This is a genomic window from Pseudomonas sp. B21-012, from assembly GCF_024749305.1.
GTDB lineage: Bacteria > Pseudomonadota > Gammaproteobacteria > Pseudomonadales > Pseudomonadaceae > Aquipseudomonas.
The window spans coordinates 507,194-533,296 of sequence record NZ_CP087197.1 but is presented as its reverse complement, the minus strand read 5'-3'; the positions used below and the strand labels follow the sequence as shown (position 1 = coordinate 533,296).

At 63.1% G+C, this 26,103-nt stretch carries 24 protein-coding genes and 1 riboswitch; of the genes, 7 read left to right on the top strand and 17 right to left on the bottom strand.

Annotated elements, in window-relative coordinates:
- Nucleotides 1-2: 2 nt before the first annotated feature.
- The 7 genes from LOY37_RS02350 to LOY37_RS02320 form a co-directional block, all read right to left on the bottom strand.
- Nucleotides 3-521, bottom strand: a complete 519-nt coding sequence (locus tag LOY37_RS02350) for a TIGR02281 family clan AA aspartic protease (protein ID WP_045193755.1) — start codon at nt 519-521, stop codon at nt 3-5.
- Nucleotides 518-1,504, bottom strand: a complete 987-nt coding sequence (locus LOY37_RS02345; protein WP_258716233.1) for an esterase-like activity of phytase family protein — start codon at nt 1,502-1,504, stop codon at nt 518-520. The genes LOY37_RS02350 and LOY37_RS02345 overlap by 4 nt, the downstream gene beginning before the upstream one ends.
- The gene (gene parE / locus LOY37_RS02340) at nt 1,501-3,405 is read right to left on the bottom strand and encodes a DNA topoisomerase IV subunit B (RefSeq protein ID WP_258716232.1); all 1,905 of its coding nucleotides are present in this window, start codon (nt 3,403-3,405) and stop codon (nt 1,501-1,503) included. The genes LOY37_RS02345 and parE overlap by 4 nt, the downstream gene beginning before the upstream one ends.
- A 36-nt stretch (nt 3,406-3,441) precedes the next feature.
- Nucleotides 3,442-4,050, bottom strand: a complete 609-nt coding sequence (locus tag LOY37_RS02335; protein ID WP_045193759.1) for a YqiA/YcfP family alpha/beta fold hydrolase — start codon at nt 4,048-4,050, stop codon at nt 3,442-3,444.
- A gap of 102 nt (nt 4,051-4,152) precedes the next feature.
- Nucleotides 4,153-4,968 (bottom strand): 3',5'-cyclic-AMP phosphodiesterase, encoded by an 816-nt coding sequence (gene cpdA, locus LOY37_RS02330; RefSeq protein ID WP_093376759.1) that lies wholly within the window; start codon nt 4,966-4,968, stop codon nt 4,153-4,155.
- 84 nt (nt 4,969-5,052) lie between these two features.
- Nucleotides 5,053-5,505 carry a DUF1249 domain-containing protein gene (locus LOY37_RS02325; RefSeq protein WP_045193762.1) on the bottom strand — a complete coding sequence of 151 codons (453 nt, stop codon included), beginning with the start codon at nt 5,503-5,505 and terminating at the stop codon, nt 5,053-5,055.
- Nucleotides 5,496-6,116, bottom strand: a complete 621-nt coding sequence (locus tag LOY37_RS02320) for an NUDIX domain-containing protein (RefSeq protein WP_093376764.1) — start codon at nt 6,114-6,116, stop codon at nt 5,496-5,498. The genes LOY37_RS02325 and LOY37_RS02320 overlap by 10 nt, the downstream gene beginning before the upstream one ends.
- Before the next feature lie 186 nt (nt 6,117-6,302).
- Between LOY37_RS02320 and LOY37_RS02315 the strand changes: the two genes are divergently transcribed.
- A complete protein-coding gene (locus LOY37_RS02315; RefSeq protein WP_093376769.1) occupies nt 6,303-7,049 on the top strand; it encodes an RsiV family protein in 747 nt (248 codons plus the stop codon).
- On the opposite strand, the gene cytX is transcribed toward LOY37_RS02315, so the two are convergent.
- Nucleotides 7,018-8,310, bottom strand: a complete 1,293-nt coding sequence (gene cytX / locus LOY37_RS02310; RefSeq protein ID WP_195885542.1) for a putative hydroxymethylpyrimidine transporter CytX — start codon at nt 8,308-8,310, stop codon at nt 7,018-7,020. The genes LOY37_RS02315 and cytX overlap by 32 nt on opposite strands.
- Nucleotides 8,311-8,409: 99 nt before the next feature.
- Entirely contained in the window at nt 8,410-10,296 is a 1,887-nt protein-coding gene (gene thiC / locus LOY37_RS02305; RefSeq protein WP_213602633.1) for a phosphomethylpyrimidine synthase ThiC, read from the bottom strand.
- Between the two features lie 157 nt (nt 10,297-10,453).
- Nucleotides 10,454-10,558, bottom strand: a riboswitch (TPP riboswitch).
- A 141-nt stretch (nt 10,559-10,699) separates the two neighbouring features.
- Here thiC and LOY37_RS02300 point away from each other — a divergent pair.
- Nucleotides 10,700-12,133 (top strand): TolC family outer membrane protein, encoded by a 1,434-nt coding sequence (locus LOY37_RS02300; protein WP_045193767.1) that lies wholly within the window; start codon nt 10,700-10,702, stop codon nt 12,131-12,133.
- Nucleotides 12,134-12,206: 73 nt separating this feature from the next.
- On the opposite strand, the gene waaA is transcribed toward LOY37_RS02300, so the two are convergent.
- Nucleotides 12,207-13,475, bottom strand: coding sequence for a lipid IV(A) 3-deoxy-D-manno-octulosonic acid transferase (gene waaA, locus LOY37_RS02295; protein WP_258716231.1), 1,269 nt, complete (start codon nt 13,473-13,475; stop codon nt 12,207-12,209).
- Between the two features lie 14 nt (nt 13,476-13,489).
- Nucleotides 13,490-14,380: a LysR family transcriptional regulator gene (locus LOY37_RS02290; protein ID WP_045193769.1), complete on the bottom strand. Its 891-nt coding sequence runs from the start codon at nt 14,378-14,380 to the stop codon at nt 13,490-13,492.
- Nucleotides 14,381-14,466: 86 nt separating this feature from the next.
- On the opposite strand from LOY37_RS02290, the gene LOY37_RS02285 reads away from it, so the two are divergent.
- The 4 genes from LOY37_RS02285 to LOY37_RS02270 all read left to right on the top strand — a co-directional run bounded on the left by LOY37_RS02285 (nt 14,467) and on the right by LOY37_RS02270 (nt 17,858).
- Entirely contained in the window at nt 14,467-14,799 is a 333-nt protein-coding gene (locus LOY37_RS02285) for a multidrug efflux SMR transporter (protein ID WP_028945643.1), read from the top strand.
- Nucleotides 14,800-14,866: 67 nt separating this feature from the next.
- Nucleotides 14,867-16,042, top strand: a complete 1,176-nt coding sequence (locus LOY37_RS02280; RefSeq protein WP_093376795.1) for an FAD-binding oxidoreductase — start codon at nt 14,867-14,869, stop codon at nt 16,040-16,042.
- Nucleotides 16,039-16,848, top strand: a complete 810-nt coding sequence (locus LOY37_RS02275) for an aldo/keto reductase (protein WP_258716230.1) — start codon at nt 16,039-16,041, stop codon at nt 16,846-16,848. The genes LOY37_RS02280 and LOY37_RS02275 overlap by 4 nt, the downstream gene beginning before the upstream one ends.
- A 47-nt stretch (nt 16,849-16,895) precedes the next feature.
- Nucleotides 16,896-17,858, top strand: a complete 963-nt coding sequence (locus tag LOY37_RS02270; protein WP_045193775.1) for a hypothetical protein — start codon at nt 16,896-16,898, stop codon at nt 17,856-17,858.
- 33 nt (nt 17,859-17,891) lie between these two features.
- On the opposite strand, the gene hldE is transcribed toward LOY37_RS02270, so the two are convergent.
- The 3 genes from hldE to LOY37_RS02255 form a co-directional block, all read right to left on the bottom strand.
- Nucleotides 17,892-19,313, bottom strand: a complete 1,422-nt coding sequence (hldE, locus tag LOY37_RS02265; RefSeq protein ID WP_045193776.1) for a bifunctional D-glycero-beta-D-manno-heptose-7-phosphate kinase/D-glycero-beta-D-manno-heptose 1-phosphate adenylyltransferase HldE — start codon at nt 19,311-19,313, stop codon at nt 17,892-17,894.
- Nucleotides 19,314-19,444: 131 nt separating this feature from the next.
- Nucleotides 19,445-21,253: a lipid A export permease/ATP-binding protein MsbA gene (msbA, locus tag LOY37_RS02260; protein WP_045193777.1), complete on the bottom strand. Its 1,809-nt coding sequence runs from the start codon at nt 21,251-21,253 to the stop codon at nt 19,445-19,447.
- A 15-nt stretch (nt 21,254-21,268) separates the two neighbouring features.
- A complete protein-coding gene (locus tag LOY37_RS02255; RefSeq protein WP_258609066.1) occupies nt 21,269-22,444 on the bottom strand; it encodes an O-antigen ligase in 1,176 nt (391 codons plus the stop codon).
- A 99-nt stretch (nt 22,445-22,543) separates the two neighbouring features.
- Between LOY37_RS02255 and LOY37_RS02250 the strand changes: the two genes are divergently transcribed.
- Nucleotides 22,544-23,146 carry a toluene tolerance protein gene (locus tag LOY37_RS02250; protein ID WP_045193779.1) on the top strand — a complete coding sequence of 201 codons (603 nt, stop codon included), beginning with the start codon at nt 22,544-22,546 and terminating at the stop codon, nt 23,144-23,146.
- 5 nt (nt 23,147-23,151) lie between these two features.
- On the opposite strand, the gene LOY37_RS02245 is transcribed toward LOY37_RS02250, so the two are convergent.
- From LOY37_RS02245 to LOY37_RS02235, 3 genes are all read right to left on the bottom strand, one after another.
- Nucleotides 23,152-24,246, bottom strand: a complete 1,095-nt coding sequence (locus LOY37_RS02245) for a glycosyltransferase (protein WP_258609063.1) — start codon at nt 24,244-24,246, stop codon at nt 23,152-23,154.
- A gap of 48 nt (nt 24,247-24,294) precedes the next feature.
- Nucleotides 24,295-25,068, bottom strand: a complete 774-nt coding sequence (locus tag LOY37_RS02240) for a glycosyltransferase family 2 protein (RefSeq protein ID WP_093376811.1) — start codon at nt 25,066-25,068, stop codon at nt 24,295-24,297.
- Nucleotides 25,069-25,135: 67 nt separating this feature from the next.
- Nucleotides 25,136-26,092, bottom strand: a complete 957-nt coding sequence (locus LOY37_RS02235) for a glycosyltransferase (protein WP_258716229.1) — start codon at nt 26,090-26,092, stop codon at nt 25,136-25,138.
- Nucleotides 26,093-26,103: the final 11 nt, after the last annotated feature.

The following is a 26,103-nucleotide window of genomic DNA, read 5'->3' as shown; positions in this document are numbered from 1 at the left end:
CATCATTTCAGGTTCTGGCGCAGCAGCAAGGTGCCGCCACGCTGGGTAAATTCGAGTTGTTTCAGGGCACTCATGCCCAGTAATACCTGTTCGCCATCGAGCCCCGGCACCACCAGCGCGCGCACATTGCGCAGGAGGATATCGCCCAGCTGCAGTTGGTCCAGGCGCGTGCGGTAGCCCTGGGTGCGGCCATTGGCGGTGCTCAACATCACCGGCGCACCGCGCTCCAGGCCTAGCTTGCCGGCCAGGGCTTCGGGGATCGCCACGTCGGTCGCCCCGGTATCGAGCAGAAAATGTACCGTCTGGCCGTTGATCCGGCCATCGGCGACGAAATGCCCCTGGCCGTTGCCGGCCAGTTGCACTTCGATGTAACCCTCGCCATGTTGCGAGGTGACCACGGCATTGGGGTTGGCCTGACGCTGCTCCCACTCGCCGAAAAAGCGCGTGGCCAGGAACAATCCAGCCGCCCAGGCCAGAATCAGCAGTACCCGGCCAGCACGCTTGCCCGGCGGCTGGCTCACGATTTGCCACTCCAGCCGCCGGCCGGCGCGGCAAAGCGCCAGACGATCGGTCGCGATTCGCCGTCCTGGCGGGTCGCACCGTTGTTGTCCAGGCCAATCCAGGCGCCCTTGTCATCGATCACCAGCGCCTCGGCCAGGCCGAATGGCTGCGAGTAACGCCGGGGTTCGGCCAGGGCATCGGCGGCAAACGACCAGCAGCGCTCGACCTTGGCTGTCTGCGCATCACGCCGGCAAATGCGATAGGCGTTGCGCTCCAGGGTAAAGAGCTTGTCGTTGAACAGGGCCAGATCGGCAAAGTCGCGCGACACCGGGCGCGGCCTGGGCATCTGCGGCGGCTGCATCTCGACCCCGGCTTCGCTGAGCAGCACGCAACCGTTGCCGCAGTTCCAGGTGGTCTGCTGGCGGTTGATCAGCAGCAGGCCGCGGCGCTCGCGCTCGGCCGCCAGCCAGATACGGTCACCGGCCGGGCTTACCGCCAGGCCTTCGAACAACGCATTGAAGTGCAGCAGCATGCCGCTGGCGCGCGCCTGGCGGACCATGCTCGAATCGATTTTCAGCCAGTTGGGCGCGCCTTCCATTGGTACCTGCAGCACGGCCGCATGGGCTTCACTGACCAGGTAATGGTTGCCGGCGGCATCACAGCTGATGCCTTCGAAGTCCAGCTCGCCGCCGCGCACCTGCGCGGCAGCCCAGGTGCGCGAGCGCAAGCCCCAGGGCAAACCGCTGTCCGGTACCGGCGGTACCTCCATGCGCTGCGCTTCGGCTTGCCAGACGGCAGCCGAGGTATCCAGGCGGTAAAGCAGCTCGTCATCGCGGTCGGAAACCGCCCACAGCCCGCCTCGGCATTCGCTCAGGCCAGACAGATTGCCGCCACGCATGCCCTCGACCGGGTGTTCGGCGACCAGCTTGAGCTCCGGCCACGGCGCGGCCAGTGCCGGAAGCGTCAACAACGCCAGAGCCGCAGTCAGGGCCACACGTATCAAGCCAGGACCTCGGCCAGGTTGCCTTTGGATTCCAGCCAGCTCTTGCGATCGCCGGCGCGCTTCTTGGCCAGGAGCATGTCCATGATTTCGCGGGTGCCGTCCAGATCGTCGAGGGTCAGCTGGACCAGGCGTCGGGTGTTCGGGTCCATGGTGGTTTCCCGCAGTTGCGGCGGGTTCATCTCACCCAGGCCCTTGAATCGGGTGACCTGCGGCTTGCCGCGCTTCTTCTCGGCCACCAGGCGGTCGAGGATGCCGTCGCGTTCGGCTTCGTCGAGGGCGTAGTAGATTTCCTTGCCCAGGTCGATGCGATACAGCGGTGGCATGGCCACATAGACGTGGCCGGCTTCGACCAGCGGGCGGAAATGCTGGACGAACAGCGCGCAGAGCAAGGTGGCGATGTGCAGGCCGTCGGAGTCGGCGTCGGCAAGGATGCAGATCTTGCCGTAGCGCAACTGGCTCATGTCGGCAGCGCCGGGATCGACGCCAATGGCCACGGCAATGTTGTGCACTTCCTGGCTGGCCAGGACTTCGCCGCCATCGACTTCCCAGGTGTTGAGGATCTTGCCGCGCAGCGGCAGGATGGCCTGGAACTCTTTGTCCCGCGCCTGCTTGGCCGAACCGCCGGCCGAGTCACCCTCAACCAGGAACAGCTCGGCGCGCATCGGGTCCTGGCCGGCGCAGTCGGCCAGCTTGCCCGGCAGTGCCGGCCCCTGGGTGACGCGCTTGCGCTCGACCTTCTTGCTCGCCTTCAGGCGCCGGCCGGCGTTGTTGATCGCCAGCTCCGCCAGTTGCATGCCCACCTCCGGGTGAGCGTTGAGCCACAGGCTGAAGGCGTCTTTGACCACCCCGGAAACGAACGCGGCAGCCTCGCGCGAGGACAGGCGCTCTTTGGTCTGCCCGGAGAACTGCGGCTCCTGCATTTTCGTCGAAAGCACGAAGCTGATGCGCTCCCAGACGTCTTCCGGCGCCAGCTTGACGCCGCGCGGCAGCAGGTTGCGGAACTCGCAGAACTCGCGCATGGCATCGAGCAGGCCCTGGCGCAGACCGTTGACGTGGGTACCGCCCTGGGCCGTGGGGATCAGGTTGACGTAGCTTTCCTGGACACTGTCGCCGCCTTCAGGCAGCCACAGCAGGGCCCAGTCGACCGCCTCTTTGTTACCGGCCAGGCTGCCGCAGAATGGCTCGTCGGGCAGGCGCAGGAACTCGCTGACCGAGTCGACCAGATAGGAGCGCAGGCCGTCTTCGTAGTGCCACTCGACCTTCTCGCCGGTGCCTTTGTCTTCGAAGCTGACCAGCAGCCCCGGGCACAATACGGCCTTGGCCTTGAGCACGTGCTTGAGGCGGCTGATGGAGAATTTCGGCGAATCGAAATACTTGGGGTCCGGGGCGAAGTACACGCTGGTGCCGGTGTTGCGCTTGCCAACGCTGCCGACTACTTCAAGCTCGGTGGCCTTGTAGCCATCGGCGAAGGTCATCTGGTACTCGTTGCCGTCGCGCTTGACCTTGACCCGCACCTGGCTGGACAAGGCGTTGACCACCGAAATACCCACCCCGTGCAGGCCGCCGGAGAACTGGTAGTTCTTGTTCGAGAACTTGCCACCCGCGTGCAGCTTGGTGAGGATCAGCTCGACCCCGGACACGCCCTCTTCAGGGTGGATGTCCACCGGCATGCCGCGACCATCGTCGGACACTTCCAGGGAATGGTCGGCGTGGAGGATCACCTGCACCGACTTGGCGTGCCCGGCCAGGGCTTCGTCGACACTGTTGTCGATCACTTCCTGGGCCAGGTGGTTCGGCCGGCTGGTGTCGGTGTACATGCCCGGGCGCTTGCGCACCGGGTCAAGGCCGGAGAGGACTTCGATGGCGTCTGCGTTATAGGCACTAGCGCTGGGAATGGCCATGGGTTCTCGTCGTCAGTCGTGGGTGAAAATAGGTTATCAAAATACAGAAAAATCGAGTGTTTGATACTGCTGCGGGGCAATGCCGGCAAAGCTCAGCAGGGCTGGCAGGCGTTCGGCAAAGCCCTGGAAGCTGTGATCGCCACCGGCCTGGATGCGCAGTGCACAGGCACGGTAGAACTGCTCAGCCTGGCGGTAGTCCAGGGTTTCATCGGCGGTCTGCAGCCACACTTGAAAGCGCCCGGCATCGGTCGGCGCCGGCACTTCCAGCTCGGCCAGGGCCTGCACGTGGTCCAGGGTCAGTTCCCAGGTTTCGCCGGTGTAGAGGTTCTGCTGCGGCCCCAGGTAGCCGTCGAACAGCCGGTGCGGGTTGATCGCCGGGTTGACCAGCAGGGCCTTGAGCCCATGGCGTTCGGCCAGATGGGTGGCATAGTAGCCGCCGAGCGAGCTGCCGACCAGTAATGGCGATTCGAGCTCGGCAATCGCCGCCTCAAGCTGGGCGATGGCCTGGCGCGGGTGATGATGCAGGGCCGGCACGCGCAGGCGCTCGGCCAGCCCCAGCTGGGCCATGACTGCTACCAGCTGGCTGGCCTTCTTCGACGACGGCGCGCTGTTGAACCCGTGAATATAGAGAATCGAACCCGACATGCCGCCCCCGATGCGCCTTGAATGCCTGGATCGCCAGGCAGGAAAGCGCGCATTTTAGCCTGTTAGACGGCAGATGCAGCAGTTTCAGCGATTTGGCAACACTTAATAGCCGTCGCCTTCGTAGTCGACGGTGAATTCGAAGTCGCTGACCCGTGACACGCCGGTGTCGATCGAGCCGTCCGCCTGCAGGCGCAGCCAGCGGTAGCCGGGGGCCTGCTCGCCGACTTTGAAGTCTTCGCTGCGCGGCTCGAACTGGATGCAGGTCGAGGGTGAGGCCAATAGCCGCACGCCGTCGCGAACCTGGTCCCACTCCTGGTGAATATGGCCCCAGAGCAAGGCCCGTACCTGTGGATAACCTTGCAGCACAGCAAACAGTGCGTCGGCGTTGCGCAAGCCGATCGGCGCCATCCAGGCGCAGTCGATAGATACCGGTTGGTGATGGAAACAGATCAGGTGATGGCGCTCGGGCGCTTCGTCCAAGGCGCTCTTTAGCAACCTGAGCTGGCCGTCATCGAGCAAGCCCGGCACCGAACCGGCCACCGCCGAGTTGAGCATGAGGATTCGCCAATTGCCGATATCCACCTGCGGATCAAGCAAATCAGTGCCCTGCGCCGCCTGTTCCATTGGCAACGGCTCGTCATGGTTGCCGGCGAGCCAGCGCGCGGGGGCCTCAAGGCTCGCGGTCAGGTCACGAAAACAGCGGTAGGACTCGACCGAACCATCCTGGGACAAATCGCCGGTGGCCAGCAGCAGGTCGATCCGCGGCTGCTCGTCGCGTACCCGCTCGATCACCCGCTGCAGGCTGTCGCGGGTATTCATGCCCAGCAGCGTGCCTTGCGCGTCGGCAAACAAATGACTGTCGGTCAGTTGCACCAGGTACACCGGCGCGTCGCTAGGGGGGATCGATGGTTGCGGCAAGGGCCGACTCCTTGAACGGATTCAGCGCGATTATGGCGGCTGGCGGGCGTTGAGCAAATACTCGAAAACGACCGTCATCACATTTCAGCGAACGACGGCCAACTCATGGCCACAGGCCAGGCAATGGCTCAGCCATTCACCGAGGAACAGATTCAGCTGGGCCTTTTCGTCCGGCTGGTGCATGGCCGCATTGGGGTACGGATAGATACTGCGAAAACGCCGGGCGTGCTCGGCGCTGACCACTTCGGCCATGCGCGCGTCGTGGTAGACCTGCACCTCCAGCTGCGGCACCGGAAGCCAGGGCAGGCTGTGCTCCTGGCGCACGCGCAAGGTGGTGGTGTAGGGACAGGCGAGCACTACATCGAGGACCAGCACGCCAAGCATCTGGTCGCCCTGGGTCATGCCGATCCGGCGCGAGCTCTGGGTGCTGCGCATGTCGGGCAGCAGGCGCATCAGGCGCGCATAGTTGGCCTCGCAGGCAGCCTGCAACCCGACCAGATCTACCCGGTAGCGCTCGCGCAGCAGATTCACGACCATAGCCCCCTGACTTCAGCGCGGTTCAAGGCCAGCCATTGCAAGGCAATGATGGTTGCCGCGTTGGCAATTTTGCCGTCGCGCACGGCCTGCAGCGCATCCTCGAACGCCCAGACCTTCACGCGAATATCCTCGCCTTCTTCTTCCAGCCCGTGCAGGCCACCGGCCCCAACGCTGCTGCAACGGCCCAGGTAAAGATGCACAAACTCGTCGCTGCCGCCCGGTGACGGGAAATACCGGGTCATCGGCCACAGCGTACTGAACACCAGCCCAGCTTCCTCCTCGGCCTCACGGTGTGCAACTTCTTCCGGTTGTTCGTCCTTGTCGATCAGACCGGCGACCAGTTCGATCAGCCAGGGGTTGTCGACCTTGCCGATGGCGCCGACGCGAAACTGCTCGATCAGCACCACTTCGTCGCGCTGGGCATCGTAAGGCAGCACACACACCGCATCATGGCGCACGAACAGCTCGCGGCTGATCTCGCGCCCCATGCCACCGGCGAACAGCTCGTGGCGCAGGCGCACCTTGTCGAGGCGGTAGAAGCCCTTGTAGCAAGTGGCCCGATCGACGATCTCGACCTGGCTGGGCACAGCGTTGTTGAACGTGTCAGACATGGGAATCCTCATTACCTCATTTACCGCATCGCGCCATCCTAACCTGCGTACCGCTGCGTTTCACCTCTTTAAAGATACCGTCCAGGCTGCGAGGATAGGCACCCCGCTGGTCTATTCAGCTTAGTGGCGAACTGACGGCCTTGCCGACGGTCCAAGTCCGATCACCTTTGCCTTACAAGGATCATCATGACGCTTGTGAAACTGACTTCCGTGGCCGTGCTGGCCCTGGCCCTTGGCGCTTGTCAGAGCCTGTTCCAGCCCAACATGCGCACGCCGCTGGAGGTCAAGCGCGATCGCTGGGAGCACATCAAGCCCGGTTGCAGCAATGCCGATTGCCCGCTGGTCAACATCGACACCATCCACTTCCCGGCCAACCCCAAGCTGGACGGGATCGTCGAGAAACGCCTGCTGCAACTGACCCAGGACAACGAGCGCAGCGCCCTGCCCAGCTCGCTCAAAGCCTACGAAGAGCAGTTCATGGCCAGCGCGCAAAGCCGCAACAGCAGCTACCTGCAAGCCAAGGTACGCGAGCAGCATGACGGACTGGTGATCATCGAACTGTCCAGTTACCTGGACACCGGCGGCGCCCACGGCATGCCCGGGCGCGGCTTCATCAACTATTCGCGCCAGCAGGACAAGGTGCTGAGCCTGCAGGACATGCTGGTGCCGGGCCAGGAAGCGACCTTCTGGAAGACCGCCGAAGAAGCCCACAAAGGCTGGCTGATCAGCACCGGCATGGACAAGGACGCCGAGTTCGTCAAGACTTGGCCGTTCCGCCAGACCCCGCACATCGCCCTGACCTACGGCGCGGTGGTGCTGAAGTACGAGGTCTATGCCATCGCCCCGTACTCCATGGGCCATATCGAGCTGAAAATCCCCTACCCGCGCCTGAACGGCGTGATCAGGCCGGAGTTGTTTCCCGGTCGCGGCTGACTGCCGGCGCGGCGGCCCAATAGACCACCCCTGCCAGCAGCAAGGCCGGCAGGGTCGAGCCGACGTTCGGCGCGTAGTGCGCCAGCAAATGGTAAGCCGCGACGCCAATCGCCCAGGCCAGCAATGCCGGCCAGTGCAGGCTGTGGATCGGGCTTGAGTCGCTGCGCCGGCGGCGGACGATGAAGTGATCGACCAGCACCACGCCGAACAGCGGCGCGAACACCGAGCCGATCAGCAACAGGAAGTTCTGGTACTGCGCCAGCGGCGCCAAGCTGGCGATCAGGGTGCACAGCACGCCAATGGCCAAGGCCAGGTGCTCGACCTTCAAGCGCAGCAGAAAACCTGTGGAAACCGCCGCCGAGTGAATATCGGCAAAGGCTTTTTCCGACTCATCAAGCAGGATCAGCAGCAACGGAATGCCCAGGCCGGCGCCAGCCAGGGCCAACAGCAAGGTATTGACCTCGCCCGCCGGAGCAAAGGCCAGGGTGTAGGCCACGCCCAGGCTCATCATCCACACGTTGCCGATGAAATAGCCCAGCGCCGTGCCGGCAAACACCCGGCTGGCGCGCTGGCTGAAGCGTGAGTAGTCGGCAATCAATGGCAGCCACGACAGCGGCATGGCAATGGCGATATCAATGCCAATCGCCAGCGGCATCGAACCATCGCCGGCGCGCGCCCACAGCGCGGCCAGGTCGGCCTTGGCAAACAGGTTCCAGGTCAGCCACAAGCAGGCGCCGATCAGCAGCCAGATGCCCCACTTGCGCAAAATCTTGCGCACGAAGGTCAACGGCCCGCTGACCGCCAGCAAGGTGGCCAGCGCGCCGAAGCACAAGGTCCACAGCAACGGATTGGTCAGCACGCTGCCTTCGCCGAAGGCGCGCTCGCCAAGCAGGCTGGCGGCATCGCGCATGACGATGATTTCGAACGAGCCCCAGCCGATCAGTTGCAGGAGGTTGAGCATAGCTGGCAGACGCGCGCCATTGCTGCCCAGGCTGCGGCGCAGGGCGGCCATCGACGACAGGCCGGTATCACTGCCGATGACCGCGACCGCGGCGAGCAGCAGCACGCCGACGCTGGTGCCGACGATGATCGCCAGCACAGCGTTGGCCAGGCCCAGGCCGGGGCCGAGCAAAGCACCGGTCTGCAGCACCATCAGGCCGATGCCGAGGGAAAACCACAAGGAACAGAGGTCGCGGCCGCTGAGCACGCGTTGCTCGGCGCTGACCGGGTGATCGGGGGAAAACTGGCTGGGTGTGCTCACGAGTGTGGTCTCGACAGGAGGGAAGTAGTTGTTCTTTAAGGCCCTATCGCGGGTCGAGCCCGCTCCCACAGGGGGAGCAGGTTTTACCCGTTAATCGGGTCAGACTTTTTTGTACAACTGGCTGCCTTCCTGGCGGAACCGCTCGGCCTGCTCGCGCATGCCATCCTCGAGCGCCACGTCCACCGCTTCGATGCGCTGGTTGGCAGCGTATTCACGCACTTCCTGGGTGATCTTCATCGAGCAGAACTTCGGCCCGCACATCGAGCAGAAGTGCGCGACCTTGGCCGAATCCTTGGGCAGGGTTTCGTCATGGAAGCTGCGTGCGGTGTCCGGGTCCAGGCCGAGGTTGAACTGGTCTTCCCAGCGGAATTCGAAGCGCGCCTTGGACAGTGCGTTGTCGCGGATCTGCGCGCCGGGATGGCCCTTGGCGAGGTCGGCGGCATGGGCGGCGATCTTGTAGGTGATGATGCCGGTCTTGACGTCATCCTTGTTCGGCAGGCCCAGGTGTTCCTTGGGCGTGACGTAGCAGAGCATGGCGCAACCGAACCAGCCGATCATTGCCGCACCGATGCCCGAGGTAATGTGATCGTAGCCCGGGGCGATGTCGGTGGTCAGCGGGCCAAGGGTGTAGAACGGCGCTTCGTCGCAGCATTCGAGCTGCTTGTCCATGTTCTCCTTGATCAACTGCATCGGCACGTGGCCCGGGCCTTCGATCATGCACTGGACGTCATGCTTCCAGGCGATCTTGGTCAGCTCGCCGAGGGTTTCCAGCTCGCCGAACTGCGCTTCGTCGTTGGCGTCGGCAATCGAGCCCGGACGCAGGCCATCGCCGAGCGAGAAGCTGACGTCGTAGGCCTTCATGATTTCGCAGATTTCGTCGAAGTGGGTGTAGAGGAAGTTCTCTTTGTGGTGCGCCAGGCACCACTTGGCCATGATCGAGCCACCGCGGCTGACGATGCCGGTGACGCGCTTGGCGGTCAGCGGCACATAGCGCAGCAGTACGCCGGCGTGGATGGTGAAGTAGTCAACGCCTTGCTCGGCCTGTTCGATCAGGGTGTCGCGAAACAGCTCCCAGGTCAGGTCTTCGGCCACGCCATTGACCTTCTCAAGGGCCTGGTAGATCGGTACGGTACCGATTGGCACTGGCGAGTTGCGGATGATCCACTCGCGGGTTTCGTGGATGTGCTTGCCGGTGGACAGGTCCATCACCGTGTCCGAGCCCCAGCGGATGCCCCAGGTCAGCTTGGCCACTTCTTCTTCGATGGACGAGCCCAGGGCGCTGTTACCGATGTTGCCGTTGATCTTCACCAGGAAGTTGCGGCCGATGATCATCGGCTCCAGCTCCACGTGGTTGATGTTGGCCGGGATGATCGCGCGGCCGCGGGCGATTTCTTCGCGGACGAATTCGGCGGTGATTTCTTTCGGGATGCTCGCGCCGAAGCTGTGCCCGGCATGCTGTTGGTCAAGCAGGCCGGCGGCACGGGCTTCTTGCAGCTTCATGTTTTCGCGGATGGCGACGTATTCCATCTCGGCGGTGATGATGCCCTGGCGGGCGTAGTGCATCTGGCTGACGTTGGCGCCGGCCTTGGCCCGGCGCGGATTGCGCACGTGGGCAAAACGCAGCTTGGTCAGCTCGGCATCGGCCAGGCGCTGCTGACCGAAGTCCGACGACAGGCCGGCCAGGCGCTCGGTATCGCCACGGGCGTCGATCCAGGCCGAGCGTACGTCGCCCAGGCCCTTGCGCACGTCGATGATAACGCTAGGGTCGGTGTAGGGGCCGGAAGTGTCGTAGACCAGTACCGGGGCGTTGGCTTCGCCGCCGAAGTCGGTCGGGGTGTCGTCGAGGCTGATTTCACGCATGGGCACACGGATGTCCGGGCGCGAGCCTTCGACATAGATTTTGCGCGAGCGGGTGAATGGCTGTACGGATTGTTGATCGACCCGGGCCGATTCACTCAGATTGGTATATTTTTCTTGTTTACTCATCACAGGCTCTCCAGACGACTTCCTAGCAGTGGAATGTCGGGGAGAACCTGAAAGGCACGGACGCACCATGGGTGGTGCTGTGCCAAATGCGCGGTGATGCCTGCAGCTGTGGTGGCTGACTCGACATTCCCGGACCTGGCACAAGAGACTCGCCGGGAAAGCGAGAAATCTTGTTCCCTACGCAGGCGCTAACCTGATCAGGTTCAACGGGATCCGGATTATCCGATCTCAGCCTCAACACAAGGCACCCCGACAAGAACGCGGCCAGTCTAAGCTGGAGTGGCATACAAAGCCAAGCACCTGGACATGGACACGATAAATGGCGCAAATAGCGGATTGTTGCAAAATGGCTGCGCAACTACACTCACCAGTTCAGAAATTCTCACCGTTCAAGGATTGCCCTATGCTGCGCAAACTTTCACTGGCCCTTGCCGTGTCTTGTGCTACCAACGGAATGGCCTGGGCAGCGGACGTGCCCCTGTCGGCGAAGACCGACCTGGTCAGTGTCTATCAGGAAGCCGTGAACAATAACGCCGACCTGGCGGCCGCCCGCGCCAACTACGGCGCCCAGAAGGAAGTGGTGCCCCAGGCCCGCGCCGGCCTGCTGCCGAACCTTTCGGCCGGCGCCGAAATGATGAACAACCGCACCAAGATCGACAGCCCTTCGATTACCGCCAACCGCAGCGGCAACTCCTGGTCCGCGACCCTGGCCCAGCCGGTCTTTCGCGCTGATCGCTGGTTCCAGTTGCAGGCGGCCGAAGCGGTCAACGAACAGGCGGCACTGGAGCTGTCGGCCACCGAGCAGAACCTGATCCTGCAAAGCGCCGAAAACTATTTCGCCGTGCTGCGCGCCCAGGACACCCTGGCCTCGACCAAGGCCGAAGAAGCGGCGTTCAAGCGCCAGCTCGACCAGTCCAACGAACGTTTTGACGTTGGCCTGTCGGACAAGACCGACGTGCTGCAGTCCCAGGCCAGCTACGACACCGCCCGGGCCAACCGCATCGTTGCCCAGCGCCAGGTCGACGACGCCTTCGAGGCGCTGATCACCCTGACCAACCGCGACTACAACTCGGTGCAGGGCATCGTCCACACCTTGCCGGTGCAACTGCCGGTGCCGAACGACGCCAAAGCCTGGGTCGAGACTGCCGGCAAGCAGAACCTCAACCTGCTGGCCACCAACTACGCGGTGAGCGCCGCCGAAGAGACCCTGCGCCAGCGCAAGGCCGGGCACGCGCCGACCGTCGATGCGGTAGCGCGCTACCAGAAGGGCGACAACGACAGCCTGGGCTTTTCCAACCCCAACCTCACCGGGCAGAACTACAGCGGCGATGTCGAGCAGACCAGCATCGGCCTGCAGTTGAACATTCCGATCTACAGCGGCGGCCTGACCAGCTCGCAGGTACGCGAGGCTTACCAGCGCCTGAGCCAGAGCGAGCAGCAGCGCGAGAGCCTGCGCCGCCAGGTGGTGGAAAACACCCGCAACCTGCACCGCGCGGTGAACACCGACGTCGAGCAGGTGCAAGCGCGCAAGCAGTCGATCATCTCCAACCAGAGCGCCCTGGAAGCCACCGAAATCGGCTACCAGGTCGGTACCCGCAACATCGTCGACGTGCTCGATGCCCAGCGCCAGCTGTACACCTCGGTGCGTGACTACAACAACACCCGCTACGACTACATCCTCGACAACCTGCGCCTGAAGCAAGCCGCTGGCACCTTGAGCCCGCAGGACCTGAGCGATTTGAGCCGCTACCTGAAACCGGACTACAACCCGGACAAGGACTTCCTGCCGCCAGACCTGGCAGCAGCGGCCAAGGCCAACTTCGAAGCCCGGCCCTGAAAAGCATCGCGGGTCAAGCCCGCTCCTACTGTAGGAGCGGCGGTGCGACGCCTCGACTTGACCCGCGATGATGTCAGAGCAAGCGCCCCAACCCTTCAAGCAAACGCTGCAAGGCCCCCTGGTTGGCCTTCATCACCGCCAACCCCGCCGCGCCCATGCGCTGCGCATCCCGCGGCAACTCAATCAGGCGGCGAACTTCGGCCGACAGCCCCTGGGCATCATCGACTTCCTGCAAGGCGCCGGCCTCGCGCAGCATGGCCGCAATTTCCAGGAAGTTGAACAGGTGCGGACCACTGAGCACCGGCAGCGACAGCGCCGCCGGCTCCAGCAGGTTGTGCCCGCCATTGGCCACCAGGCTGCCGCCTACGAAGGCGATATCGGCCAGGGCATAGAGAAACAGCAGCTCGCCCATGGTGTCGCCGAGCAGCACTGCGGTATCGGCCGCGACCGCTTCACCACTGGAGCGGCGCACGGTCGGCAACTGCCCGCGGCACAGCTCGAACACGCTGTTGAAGCGCTCCGGGTGACGCGGCACAAGGATCAGCAAGGCGTCGGCATGGTGTTCGCGCAACTGCCGGTGGGCGGCGAGAATGATTTGGTCCTCGCCTTCATGGGTACTGGCCGCGATCCATACCGGCCGCTGGCCGGCCTGCCACTGCTCACGCAGGGCACGGGCGCGCGGCAACAGTTGCTCGTCAATGCTCAGGTCGAACTTGATCGAGCCGGTTACCTGCACGCATTCCGGACGCGCCCCCAGTTGGCGAAAGCGCTGGGCTTCGGTTTCGGTCTGTACCGCGATCAGGCTCATCTCGGCCAGCATCGGCCGGGTCAGGCCAGCAAAGCGCGCATAGCCCCGGGCCGAACGCTCGGACAACCGCGCATTGGCCAGGACCACCGGAATGCCACGCTTGGCGCACTGGTGAATGTGGTTAGGCCACAGCTCGGTCTCCATGATCACCGCAAGCCTGGGCTGCACGTGATCGAGAAAGCGCCCGGCGGCCCAGGGCAAGTCATAGGGCAGGTAGCAGTGCTGGATGCGCGGCTCGTCGGCGAACATCGCCCGCACCCGCTCGGAACCGGTCGGGGTCATGCAGGTGATGGTGATCGGCAGCTGTGGATAAGCCTGCAGCAAGGCGCGAATCATCGGCGCAGCGGCGATGCTCTCGCCCACCGACACCGCGTGCACCCAGATGCCGCCCCTGGCCATGGCCGGCAGCTTGAAGGCAAAACGCTCAGCGATGCGCTGCCCATAGGCCGGCGCCTTGCGCGAACGCAGGAACAGGCGCAGCGCAACCAGCGGCAGGCCCAGGTGAAACAGCAAGGTATAGAGGGTTCTGTTCATGGCGCCGAAGTGTACTAGCCAATGGCGCGCAAGTGCACTGCGAAGCGTTCGGCCAACCACTGCGCGGCAGGGCCCAATGGCTCGTCACGGCGCCACACCAGCTCGACCACCAGTGCCGGCGGCGTCCATTCGCTGGCAAGCTCGACCATCTGCGCCTGATAGGTCGGGTACTGCACCACATGCCGCGGCAACCAGGCCCAGCCCAGGCCACGCATCAGCAATTCGGCCATGGCGTAGAAGCTGTCGGCGCGCCAGATCTGCGGGCTGATCGGCTCGCCACCGGGGTAGCCGCTTTCCTGCGGGGTGATCAGCAACTGGCGGTGGCGGGCCAGGTCCTGACGGCTGACGCGCTCAAGACGGGTCAAGGGATGATCCACGGCGCAGGCAGTAACCATCTCTATCCGCCCCACCGCCCGGCGCTCAAGAGACACCGGCATCTGGTCATGGTGGAACAGCAGGCCAAGATCGGCGCGCCGCTCGATCAGCTTGCGCGCCACGTCGCCCTGGGCGCCGCTGGCCATCTGCACTTCGAGCAAGGGGAACTGCCGGGCCAGTTCATCGAGGCTGTCGATCACCGGTTGATAGGGCATGGCCTCATCCTGGGCCACCCGCAATTGCGCCTCTTGCCCGCGCATCAGGGCCAGGGCCCGGCCATCCAGGCGCTCGCACTGGCGCAGCAGCTCGCGGGCATCTTCCAGCAAGGTTGCGCCGGCTTCGCTCAGGCGCGGCTGGCGGCCGCTGCTACGCTCGAACAGGGTCACCCCCAGGTCAGCCTCAAGCAAAGCGATGCCGTTGCTCACCGCCGATTGCGCCTTGCGCTGTTCACGGGCTACTGCCGAGAACGAGCGCAGTTCGGCGACCCGCACGAACATGCGCAACTGCTCCAGATTCCACTGCTCGGCCATCAACCTATCTCCAGAAAAGATAGGTAATGACTTTACCCCATTCAGGCTTGCTCTAGAATGCCCAGCCAGAACAGAGGATCACCGTCATGAATGCCTACACCTACCTGGCTATCGCCATCTGCGCCGAAGTCATCGCCACCGCCTCAATGAAAGCCGTCAAGGGCCTGAGCACGCCCCTGCCGCTGCTGCTGATGGTCTGTGGCTATGCCGTGGCGTTCTGGATGCTGACCCTGGTGGTGCGCAGCATTCCGGTGGGCATTGCCTATGCCATCTGGTCGGGCCTGGGCATCGTCCTGATCAGCATCGCCGCGCTGGTGATCTACGGCCAGAAGCTGGACCTGCCGGCAATGCTCGGCATGGCCATGATCGTCGGCGGCGTGGTGGTGATCCAGGTCTTCTCGAAAACCGCCGGGCATTGATCGGCAACAGGTGCAATGGCTCACAGGCTGTATACTGGGCGTCTGTCCACGCTTGTGAGGTTCATGCATGCCAACCGTAATTTCCACCGATGTGCTGATCGTCGGCGCCGGGGTCGCAGGCCTCTGGCTCAATGCCCGCCTGCGCCGGCTCGGCTATTCGACAGTTCTGGTGGAACGCGCCAGCCTCGGTGGCGAGCAGACCCTCAAATCCCAGGGGATCATCCACGGTGGCGCCAAGTACGCGCTGCACGGTGCCCTGACCGGCGCCTCGGAAGCCATCGCCGACATGCCCCGGCGCTGGCGCGAGGCCCTGGCCGGCAATGGCGAGCTGGACCTGTCCGGCGTGCGCCTGCTGTCCGAAGCCCACTACCTGTGGTCACCTGGCACCCTGGCCGGCAACCTCACCAGCTTCTTTGCCAGCAAGGCCGTGCGCGGCCGGGTCGATCAGGTCAAGGGCGAGCAGTTGCCACCCGCCCTGCAGGACCGTGCCTTCAAGGGCAAGGTCTATCGCCTGGCCGAATTGGTCGTCGATGTGCCAAGCCTGCTCAACAAGCTCGCGGAACTGGCCGGTGACAGCCTGCTTGCCGGGCAAAGCATCGAACCGTTTGAAGAGAATGGCGAACTGGCCGGCCTGCGCGTCGATGGCCGCGAAATTCGCGCCCAGCGCGTGGTGCTCAGCGCCGGTGCCGGCAACGCCGCCTTGCTCGAAGCCTTGGGCCTGAGCCAGCCAGCCATGCAGCGCCGGCCGCTGCACATGGTCATGGCCAAGGGCGCCAGCCTCAAGCCGCTGTACGCCCATTGCCTGGGCGGCGGGCCGAAGCCGCGCATCACCGTCACCAGCCACCCGGGCGCCGATGGCCAGTGGGTCTGGTACCTGGGCGGCGACCTGGCCGAAGCCGACGGCGTAGCCCGCGAGCCTGAAGCGCAGATTGCCGCGGCGAAAAAAGAAGTCAGCAACCTGCTGCCCTGGATCGACCTCAGCCAGGTGCGCTGGGCCACCGTGCGCATCGACCGCGCCGAGCCTGCGCAATCGGGCCTGGTGCGCCCCGACAACGCCTTCCTCGCCGAGCAGCAACGCCTGCTGGTGGGCTGGCCGACCAAGCTGGCCCTGGCGCCGGACTTCAGTGACCGGGTGCTGGCCAACCTTGAGCGCGACGGCATCAAGCCAGGCGGCCAGCCGGCCCTGCCCGAATTGCCGCGACCGCCCATGGCCCTGCCGGTGTGGGAGCAACTGCTGCCATGAGCCTGCCGAGCCTGCACGATTTGCATCGGCCCCTCGGCAGTACCGGTCTGACGGTTTCGCCACTGGGCCTGGGCACGGTCAAGCTTGGCCGCGACCAGGGCGTCAAATATCCCAGCGGCTTCACTATTCCCGACGACCACGAAGCACGGATGCTGCTGGCCCAGGCTCGCGAGTTGGGCATCAACCTGATCGATACCGCACCCGCTTATGGCCGCAGCGAAGAACGCCTCGGCCCGCTGTTACGCGGCCAGCGCGACCAGTGGGTGATCGTCAGCAAGGTCGGCGAGGAGTTCGAGGACGGCCAGTCGCGATTCGACTTCAGCGCAGCGCACACGCGCTTTTCCATCGAGCGTAGCCTCAAGCGCCTGGAAACCGACTGCATCGACCTGGTACTGGTGCATTCCGACGGCAACGACTTGCACATCCTTGAGCACGAGGAGGTTTACCAAACCCTCGAAGCCCTCAAGCAGGAGGGCAAGATCCGTGGTTTCGGGCTGTCTGGCAAAACCGCAGCGGGCGGTCTCAAGGCGCTCGAGCGCGGCGATTGCGCCATGGTCACCTACAATCTGAACGAGCAGGCCGAACGGCCGGTGATTGATTACGCCGCCAACCACGGCAAGGCGATCCTGGTGAAAAAGGCCCTGGCCAGCGGCCATGTGTGCCTTAGCCCCGGTGTCGACCCGGTGCGTGCCAGCTTCGAACTGCTGTTCGCCCACCCCGGGGTCAGCAGTGCTATTGTCGGCACCATCAATCCGCTGCACCTGGCCCATAACGTGGCAACCGTTGCCAAGGTGCTGCGCCGCTGACACTCACGCCGCCGCCGCGGCCGACCCCAACGCAAGACGGAGCCGACATGCCGCGAACGCTGATCCGCAAGAACCCGAGCAACTTCAAGACCCTGCCCTTGCACGTCGAGGCCAGCCCCGAAGGGCTGGTGTACCAGAGCATCGGCATGCCGCTGAACTTCGCCCAGACCCTGCAACGGCGCAAGCCGATCCAGGTTGCCGACAGCCAGCACTTTGCTGTCGAACTGGCCAACCTCGGCGTCTCGGTGCGCCTGACCCTGCGCTGGCAGAACCGCGATTACTGGGTGCTGGTACGCCAGCGCCGCCAGGACCGTGGCGATGTCGTGCTGAAACTGATTTCAGGCTATGTGCCGGCCCAGGAGCTGAACCTGCCGCTGCATACGGCAATTCAGGAGGTGGCCGAGGAATGCCTGCTGGAAACCCCGGAAGGCTGGCTGGGCGGGCGCTTCAACGATACCTGGCTGCCGGCGCCCTACGCCGACGCCCTGCACTACCGCGAAGCCCTGCCCTTTGTGCTGACGCCGCAGTCCGGCGCCGCACGGCCGGTACGCTGCGCCAACCTGCAGTTGCTGGAACGGCCACGGGCATATGTGCACTTGCCAACTGCCTCGCTGCAGCTGATCTACGACCTGTGCCTGCAAGTACCACGCGAGGCCAAGTCACTGAGCCTGTTCCACGTCGACGAACGCCTTGAAGGCGACCAACTGGTCGCGCGCCTCAACCGTAAACGCCCCGACCTGTACCTGATGCCGCTGGAAGACGGCCAGCCACGCGCCGAGCTCTACACCCTGAGCAAGGATCGCCTGGTGCCGGCCAGCACCCGCGGGCTGTACCTGGCAGAAAGCTTTGCCCAACAGGATGGCTGGCTGGTCAGGGATGAGCGGATTCGCTGGAAGGATTGGGTCAGGCAGCAAGGCCTGACACCCGCAAAACCGGACAGCGGCTTGAAGCGGCTGACCGGCAGGGCGAGGGAGTTGTTGCAGATGGCGCGTGGCGGGCTGCGCAAGTAGAACCGAGTGCGGGGCGACTTGCCCCGCGATGCTTCAGTTCTTGCGGATCTTCTCGACGATGGCGGTGGTCGAGCTGTTTTCCACCAGCCCCAGCACCTTCACGGTACCGCCGTAGGCCTTGACGATGTCGGCGCCGACCACCTGGTCGATGCCATAGTCACCACCCTTGACCAGCACATCCGGCTTGACCTGGCTCAGCAGGTTTTCCGGGGTACCTTCAGGGAAGCTGATCACCCAGTCCACGGCGCCGAGGCCAGCGAGTACGGCCATGCGCCGGTCAACGCTGTTGATCGGCCGGCCCGGGCCTTTAAGGCGGCTGACCGAGGCGTCGTCGTTGACCGCGACGATCAGGCGATCGCCCTGGGCCCGGGCCTGCTCCAGGTAGGTCACGTGGCCGGCATGGAGAATGTCGAAGCAGCCGTTGGTGAAGACGATCTTCTCGTTGTGTGCGCGAGCATCGTCGATGGCCAGCAGCAACTGGTCGAGGCTCAGTACGCCACGCTCGGAACCCTCTTCGCGCTGGATCGCGCGGCGCAGCTCGGGGGCACTGATAGCTGCAGTACCCAGCTTGCCCACCACGATACCGGCGGCAAGGTTTGCCAGGCCGACCGCATGAGGCAGCTCTTCACCGGCAGCGATGGCGGCGGCGAGGGTCGAGATCACAGTGTCACCGGCACCGGTCACGTCGAACACTTCACGGGCCCGGGCCGGCAAGTGCAAGGCCGGGTGATCGGGGCGCAGCAGGGTCATGCCGTGCTCGCCACGGGTCACCAGCAAGGCACCCAGTTCCAGCTCGCTCATCAACTGGGCGCCCTTGGCCACCAGCTCGGCCTCGTCGGCACAACGGCCAACGATGGTTTCGAACTCGCTGAGGTTCGGGGTGATCAGGCTGGCGCCTCGGTAGATCGAGAAATCCTTGCCCTTGGGGTCGGCCAGCACCGGAATGCCTTTGGCGCGGGCGGCCTGGATCAGGCTCTGGTGGTTTTTCAACGCGCCCTTGCCGTAGTCCGACAGCACCAGCACCTTGACGCCGTCGAGCAAGGTATCGACCTCGGCGCCCAGGGACAGCGGGTCGGTGGCGAAGGGTTCTTCGAAATCGATACGCAGCAACTGCTGGTGGCGGCTCATGACCCGCAGCTTGACGATGGTCGGCTGATGGGCGATACGCTGGAAGATCGAGCGCACACCGGCAGCCTGCAGGCTGTTGGCCAGGCTGTCGGCAGCCTCGTCCTGGCCGGTCACCCCGACCAGCGCCGCCGGCGCGCCAAGGGCAGCGATGTTCAAGGCGACGTTGGCGGCACCGCCCGGACGGTCCTCGATCTGTTCGACCTTGACCACCGGCACCGGCGCTTCAGGTGAAATCCGTGAGGTACCGCCATGCCAGTAGCGGTCGAGCATGACATCGCCCACCACCAGTACCGGGGCTTGATCGAAACGCGGCATGGACAACTTCATGGGCAACCCATATACAAAATAATTAACAGGGGCAGGATATTAGCACAGGCAAAGCGACGGCTTGTTTACCGCCTTGTTGCTAGGCATTCCAGGGAAACGCTGCCGGGGCACAAGGCCCCGGCGCGGTTGACTCAGGTGATGTCGACCTTGGCCGGCTCGTCCAGGCCCATGGCGTGCAGCCTGGCGTAAAAGCCGTTGGCTGCCAGCAGCTCGGTATGGGTGCCACGCTCGACCAGCTTGCCCTGGTCCATGACCAGGATCATGTCGGCCTTCTCGATGGTCGACAGGCGGTGGGCGATCACCAGGGTGGTGCGGCCTTTCATCACATGATCCAGGGCTGCCTGGATGTGTCGCTCGGACTCGGTATCCAGGGCCGACGTGGCCTCGTCGAGAATCAGCAATGGCGCATTCTTGAGCAACGCCCGGGCAATCGCCAGGCGCTGGCGCTGGCCACCGGAGAGCAGCACGCCGTTTTCACCGACCTGGGTGTCGAAGCCTTGCGGCAACTGCTCGACGAACTCCTTGGCATAGGCATCGGCGGCAGCGGCTTCGATCTCGGCCCGCGGCGCCCCGGCCAAGTCGCCATAAGCGATGTTGTTGGCCACGGTGTCGTTGAACAGGGTCACGTGCTGGGTCACCTGGGCGACGTGCTTGCGCAGGTTGCGCAGGCGGTAGTTCTCGATCTCCACGCCGTCGAGGAGGATCTGTCCGTCATCGTGGTGATAGAAGCGTGGTATCAGTGCCGCCAGGGTCGACTTGCCGCTACCTGAACGCCCCACCAGGGCGATCATCTGCCCGGGCTCTGCGGTAAAGGAAATATCGGTCAGCACCTGGCGGTCAGTACCCGGATAGGTAAAGTTCAGGTTGCGCACTTCAAGCCGCCCGACCACACGGTCCAGCTCGACGGTGCCGCTGTCGACTTCCGGCGCCTCGTCCAGTTGCTCGAAGATGCTTTCAGCACCGGCCAGGCCTTTCTGGATGGTCGAGCTAACCTCCGACAACTGCCGAATCGGCTTGGGTAGCAGACCCGCTGCGGTAATGTAGGCCACCAGGTCACCGGCAGTAGCCTCGCCGCGCAGGAACAGCACCAGGAACATCAATGCCGCCATGGCGGTGTAGATCACCAGTTGCAGCATCGGCGTGTACACCGCGCCGGTCTTGGTCATGCGCAGCTGCTTGTCGGTGTTGCTCTGGCTGGCGTTGGCAAAGCGCTGCTGCTCGTAGCTCTCGCCACCGAAGCTGCGCACCACGCGGTAGCCCTGGATGGTTTCCGAGGCAACATGGGTGACATCGCCCATGGCCACCTGGATCTTCTTGCTCTGCTTACGGAATTTCTTGCTCGCGGTACCCACCATCACGGCGATGATCGGCAGGATCGCCAGCATCACCAGGGTCAGCTTCCAGTTCATCCACAGCAGGTAGATGAACAGGAAGACCACGGTCAGGCCTTCGCGGATCACCACCTTGATGGCATCGGTCGCAGCACCGGTGACCATGGTCACATTGAAGGTGATGCGCGAAATCAGGTGGCCGGAATTGTGGCTGTCAAAGTAGCGGTTGGGCAGCACCAGCAGCTTGTTGAACAACTCGACCCGCAGGTCGTGAACCAGACCCAGGGAAACCTTGGCCAGGAAGTAGTTGCCCAGGAACGAGCCCAGACCCTGCCAGGCGGCGATCAGCACGATCAGCAGCGGCACGGCCTGCAGCAGTTGCAGGTCCTTGAGATACGGCACGTTGGGGAACAACACCGCCTGCGGGTTGCTCAAGCCATCGACGAAGTACTTGAGGATGCCGGCCAGCATCGGCTGGGTCGAGGCAAAGATCACGAAGCCGATGATACTCAGCAGAAAAATGCCGATATACGGCTTCACGTAGCTCAGCAGCCGGAAGTAGATTTTCAGGCTGGAGCTCTGCTCCGCCTCTCGCGGTGTTTCGGCCATCGTCGAGCTCGCTGTTCAGATAGAACCGGAAATTTTATCACAGCCTGGCGCCCGGGCACGTACCCAGACCAGGACAGTGGCCAGGCCGACCGGCAGCCAGCTGATGAACCACTCTGCACGCGGGGTGCCGGTCAGGCTTGCGGCGTCGAACTGCATGGCCAGGGTCGAGAACAACCACAGGCCCATCAGACCTTTGCCAAAGGCTGTATCGCGGGTTTTCCAAATTTCGCGCAAAGTGCACAGCCACACCGCCAGCCACAACAGCATGCCGGGGATACCCAGTTCGATGGCAATGTGGGTGAACATGTTGTGGGTGTGGTCGAACTGCATACCGGCGGCGCTGATGGAGTAGAACGACCCCAGGCCCAGGCCGGTCCAGGGATGTTCACCGATCATCTGCAGGCTTACCTCGAAGATCTCCGGCCGGTAGGACGCCCCCCGGTACATGACCAGCGAGTACAACAGCGCAAAACCAATGGCAGCGCCTACCAGCGCTGTTGCAGCAATCACCCGGCTTCTGCGGTCACGGCACCAGAGCGGCATGGCCAGCATCGTGATCAGCAAGCCCAAGGCCGCACCACGACTCTGGCACAACAACACGAATGCCCCCAGGCAGAGCAGGGCAACACCCCAGAGCAACTGCATCAGGCGTTGTTTAACTGGCCAATGGATCATCCAGACAATCGCTGCGCCGATGACGTAAGAACCAAGGATTGGGTGGGAAATTTCACCGATGCCATACAGCCTGGATGCCCACTCCTCGCCGCGGACCAGATAAAACTGCACGATCGACAATACGGCACCGATAGCCAGCCCCGCCCCACCCAGAAGCATCAGCAGGCGAATGCGCTGCTCCCCGAGCTGGGCCAACAGGGGGAAGAACAGCAGGAATACCGCTATGTACAGCAGGCGCTTGAGTTCACGCCCGGGCTCCTCTGTGGCGGCCCACGACAAGCTCAAAGCGGTCCAGCCGAGCATCAGCAGCAACGCCAGGCACAGTGCCTTTTGTGCATGCCAAAGCTCGACCAGCAATGCGCGGGCAGACCACAGCATGACCAGCGTAGGCAGCCACAGAAACGCAACCAGCCCTTGCTGGTAAAGCTTGTTGCTTGGCGCCAGGGCAATGCCCACCAAAAACCAGAAAAAGCCAATTGCCAGCCAGGCCTGCGCCCAGCGCCTCGAATACATCATGCACTTCCCCATTGATTCAACAACACCGGCATGGTGCAACCCTGAACTTTTCGGCATTATTGCCGGTCATTTTGCTTGCCCGCTAACAAGGCCCCTACCATGCAATGTTCCCGGCTCCCCCAAGTCGACTTCAATCAGCTGACGCTTGGTGCCCAGATACTGGAGGCCGACAGCTACGGCGCTAAAGTCTACCTGTTAACAGACGGCAATATCCTCAAGCTCTTCAGGCGCAAGCGGTTAATTTCATCTGCGCTGCTGCGACCTTACTCCCGACGCTTTATCGATAACGCGGTGATGCTAAAGAAAAAGGGAATTCCTACGCTTGAAGTGCTGGAGTACTACAAGCTGGACGCACCTGGAATGACGGCGGTACTGTACCGTCCACTGCCCGGCAAAACCTTGAGCCAGCTGTCTCGCGAGCCCGGTTTCAGCTGGCAGGAACGCCTTCCGGATCTGATCGGACTGGTGCGCCACCTGCATCAGGCGGGTATTTACTTCCGCTCACTGCACCTTGGCAACATTGTTGTTACCCCTGAGCAGCAACTTGGCTTGATCGATGTCGCCGACATGCGTTTCCTGCGAGCCCCGTTGTCCAGCCGAATGATTCGACGCAACGTGCAACATTTTGCCCGGTACATTGCCCGGGAACAGTTGGCTGACCAGTTTCCCCTGGCTGAGCTTGAGCGCGCACTGCTGCCGTAAAGAACTCAGGCCCTGCCCAGTAACGCCCTGGAAGCCTGACTGAAGCGTTGCCAGGCCTGCTCGGGCTGCAGGGCCTGGTATTGAGCGTTGGCAACAGTGCTTGCCTGAAGATCCGAGCACGCGGCAATCGCGTTGCTCCAGGCGCCGACATCACCCGCCGGCGCATAGTAGCCTGCGCTTCCCAACTGCTCGCGAAACACCGGCAACTCGCTGCACAGGACAGGCACATCGGCCATTACCGCCTCTTGCAGCACCAGGCCCAACCCTTCGGAGTGCGAAGGAATCAACAGCCAGTCAAATGCCCTGTAGAGCTTTTCCAGCCCGACACAGTGCCCTGGCATCGAGACTTTCTGAGCCAGGTCAAGCGCCTGGATCCGCGCCTGCAACTGTGAGCGCAAGCCGCCCTCACCGAGGATCACCAGGCGCAGATCAGCTTGCTGCCGAGCAGCCTGGGCAAAGGCATCGAGCAAGTAGTCAAAACCCTTGCTATCGACCAACCGGCCGACTGCGCCCAGGACACGTACGCCGTGCTCCGCGAGCCCCAGCGCCTGACGTGCCTGTTGCCGGCCTAGCAAGTTGCGACGAAAGCCATCTGGTTCAAGGGCGGTACGCAACACCTGCACCGGCACCCCGAGGTCTTGCTCCAATGCATCGGCAAGGGTTTGTGAGACGGCGACAAACGTCAGCCGAGAGGCAGGAAAAGCGCGCAACAAGGCAATATCGGCCCGGCGCAGGCGGGTCTTGCCATGAAACACGACGGTGGCCCGCAAGTCCGGCATGACCTTGAGCAGCGGCAGTATCAAGCGCGACACGCCCAACCCGTCAAGCAACAGCACCTGAGCATTGGCTTGTTCCAGCGCATCGCGAAACCGCCCCCGCAACCAGGGACGCAATGCGCGCCAGACATGCCGCCCCTTGAGCAGGCGATGGGACAAATGCCACTCGCGCGTTGACTCACCGCCATAGCAGGCACCCTGCCCCTGCAGCAGCCAACTGCTGATTTTCGCCCCAGGCCCGGCCTGGGACAGAATGTGTTGATGCACCTTGTGCACCGAGACATACGGCGAACCGCCAGCCCACATAATGTTGACGATATTCACGGGGATGTACCCCTTTTATCGGACTGGATCACTGGCAAGCCAGTTGAATCAATTCGCAAGAAAGCCAATAGCCACTCCCACTGCCAAACCGATCAACAAGGCAGCAGCCAGCTTGACCCGCTCGCGCTGACGCCGGCGTGCTTTGCGCTGACGCTCTTCAGGCAGGCTGACGTGCATGCCGAAGCCGGTATGCAACACGGCATCACCTTCCAGGCTCACGCCGGTCAGGTTCAATTCTGCATAGCGCTTTGACAGTGCCTTTTCACCAGCATAGGCGGCGAACGGCGCACAGCGCTGATAATCGCTCAAACGGCGCAACCCCGGGTTCAGAGAAAAACTCTGCCACTCAGGCTTGTCCGACAACAACGGGTAGCAGGGCACACCGGCAATCACCTGGCGCTCACCAAGGTGGATGTAGGGGCTATGCAACTTCAGGTCATAGACATAACTGCGCAACCAGACCTGAAGCAGCTCAGGGCTGACCGCCAGGATCGCTTGCGAGTCTTCGACGAAGCCAGGACGGTAGAACTCCCAATCATCTTCACAATGGAAGATGTAAGAGGTTTTTACATGGCTGTAAGCGAGATCGATCGAGGCCAGCTGACCCAGTTTCGGACGATTGACGAAGACCTTGCAGTGCGGCTTCCAATGCTCGGGCACAGCCTGGTGAACAGCGTCATCTCCCGAATCTTCGGTGATGAACACTTCACGAATAGGCGCGGTATTGAAGCGGTCAAAGCTTTCCAGCGTAAGTTTTAGCAAATCGAAGCGTCCGCAACTGGTGACAACCAGTGTTACGTCGCTATCTTGGCAGAATCGCACCGGACTCCCTCCCCATAAACTGTATTCAAATGTTCGAGACTACTTGCCTGGTTTCAGGACAGCCGGCTCATATGCCCAGTCTCAAACGCAAGCGTTGCCAGCCGGTCAGGGCTGGACGGGGACGAAGAGGTGGCTGCATTTTTTCCACGATGCTACGACCTACCTGGGCGAAGCTGAATTGCGAGACGGCCAGATCACGGCCGTTGTTGCCGATACGCTCGACCAGCCCGGGGTCGGCACGCAATACTTTCAGCTTCTCTTGCAACTGGGCAATGCTGTCATAGAGCACCACGTTATGCATGTCTTTCAAACCCAGGGCGCGATTTTCCGCCTCACCCTGGTCAAAGGCCAGCAAAACGCAGCCACAGGCCATCGCCTCGAAATTCTTGATCATGTATTCGCCCATGCCGACATCCGCGCTAACAAAAAAACGGATGCGGTTGAGCGTGTCGCAATACTCTTCACCGGACTTGGTACGGGTTACCAGCAGGTTTTCCACCTGCGCCAACTCATCGAGCAACGCCTTGCGGCCACTGTAGGCAACGCTGTTGGTGCTGCCGACAAAAGCCAGCTCGATATCCCGTTCACGACCCTGGTCGGCCAACAGCTGCTGGTCGTAGCCCTTGGGTACGAACTCGGCATCGAAACCCTCCTGACGCAGGCGCTCACTGACCATGTAACCGGAACTGATGACCCGCGCCCAAGGCAGTTGGCGGTAATGGGCGCTGAACTTGCCGGTGTACTTGCAGGGGATGTAGTTCTGGTAGGCATCATGTTCGAGGATGACCAGATTGGGCACCTTACGAATGAAACCGACCTGGCGAATCTCTTGCTTGAAGCGCAGGAAAAACACGATCCGGTCGTACTTGTCGACGTCGACTTCGCGGCGGAAGTAGCGGCGCAGGTTGCGCTGCTCGTCACTGCTCAGCCAGCGCAGGTCGCAGTCGCTGTGCGCAGCAACGCCGTCATACAAACGGTCTAGGATCGCCCGTTGTTCTTTCTGCACCAGAAATAGAACTTTCATTGTCTTCCTTG

What these genes read in the sequence shown, in the direction of transcription:
- LOY37_RS02315 (WP_093376769.1), top strand. Translation starts at nt 6,303, where the DNA reads ATGACGCTTGTGAAACTGACTTCCGTGGCCGTGCTGGCCCTGGCCCTT.
- LOY37_RS02270 (WP_045193775.1), top strand. Translation starts at nt 16,896, where the DNA reads ATGCCGCGAACGCTGATCCGCAAGAACCCGAGCAACTTCAAGACCCTG.
- LOY37_RS02280 (WP_093376795.1), top strand. Translation starts at nt 14,867, where the DNA reads ATGCCAACCGTAATTTCCACCGATGTGCTGATCGTCGGCGCCGGGGTC.
- hldE (WP_045193776.1), bottom strand. Translation starts at nt 19,313, where the DNA reads ATGAAGTTGTCCATGCCGCGTTTCGATCAAGCCCCGGTACTGGTGGTG.
- LOY37_RS02235 (WP_258716229.1), bottom strand. Translation starts at nt 26,092, where the DNA reads ATGAAAGTTCTATTTCTGGTGCAGAAAGAACAACGGGCGATCCTAGAC.
- LOY37_RS02250 (WP_045193779.1), top strand. Translation starts at nt 22,544, where the DNA reads ATGCAATGTTCCCGGCTCCCCCAAGTCGACTTCAATCAGCTGACGCTT.
- msbA (WP_045193777.1), bottom strand. Translation starts at nt 21,253, where the DNA reads ATGGCCGAAACACCGCGAGAGGCGGAGCAGAGCTCCAGCCTGAAAATC.
- LOY37_RS02255 (WP_258609066.1), bottom strand. Translation starts at nt 22,444, where the DNA reads ATGATGTATTCGAGGCGCTGGGCGCAGGCCTGGCTGGCAATTGGCTTT.
- LOY37_RS02290 (WP_045193769.1), bottom strand. Translation starts at nt 14,380, where the DNA reads ATGGCCGAGCAGTGGAATCTGGAGCAGTTGCGCATGTTCGTGCGGGTC.
- LOY37_RS02285 (WP_028945643.1), top strand. Translation starts at nt 14,467, where the DNA reads ATGAATGCCTACACCTACCTGGCTATCGCCATCTGCGCCGAAGTCATC.
- LOY37_RS02335 (WP_045193759.1), bottom strand. Translation starts at nt 4,050, where the DNA reads ATGTCGGGTTCGATTCTCTATATTCACGGGTTCAACAGCGCGCCGTCG.
- LOY37_RS02275 (WP_258716230.1), top strand. Translation starts at nt 16,039, where the DNA reads ATGAGCCTGCCGAGCCTGCACGATTTGCATCGGCCCCTCGGCAGTACC.
- waaA (WP_258716231.1), bottom strand. Translation starts at nt 13,475, where the DNA reads ATGAACAGAACCCTCTATACCTTGCTGTTTCACCTGGGCCTGCCGCTG.
- LOY37_RS02300 (WP_045193767.1), top strand. Translation starts at nt 10,700, where the DNA reads ATGCTGCGCAAACTTTCACTGGCCCTTGCCGTGTCTTGTGCTACCAAC.
- LOY37_RS02320 (WP_093376764.1), bottom strand. Translation starts at nt 6,116, where the DNA reads ATGTCTGACACGTTCAACAACGCTGTGCCCAGCCAGGTCGAGATCGTC.
- parE (WP_258716232.1), bottom strand. Translation starts at nt 3,405, where the DNA reads ATGGCCATTCCCAGCGCTAGTGCCTATAACGCAGACGCCATCGAAGTC.
- LOY37_RS02325 (WP_045193762.1), bottom strand. Translation starts at nt 5,505, where the DNA reads ATGGTCGTGAATCTGCTGCGCGAGCGCTACCGGGTAGATCTGGTCGGG.
- thiC (WP_213602633.1), bottom strand. Translation starts at nt 10,296, where the DNA reads ATGAGTAAACAAGAAAAATATACCAATCTGAGTGAATCGGCCCGGGTC.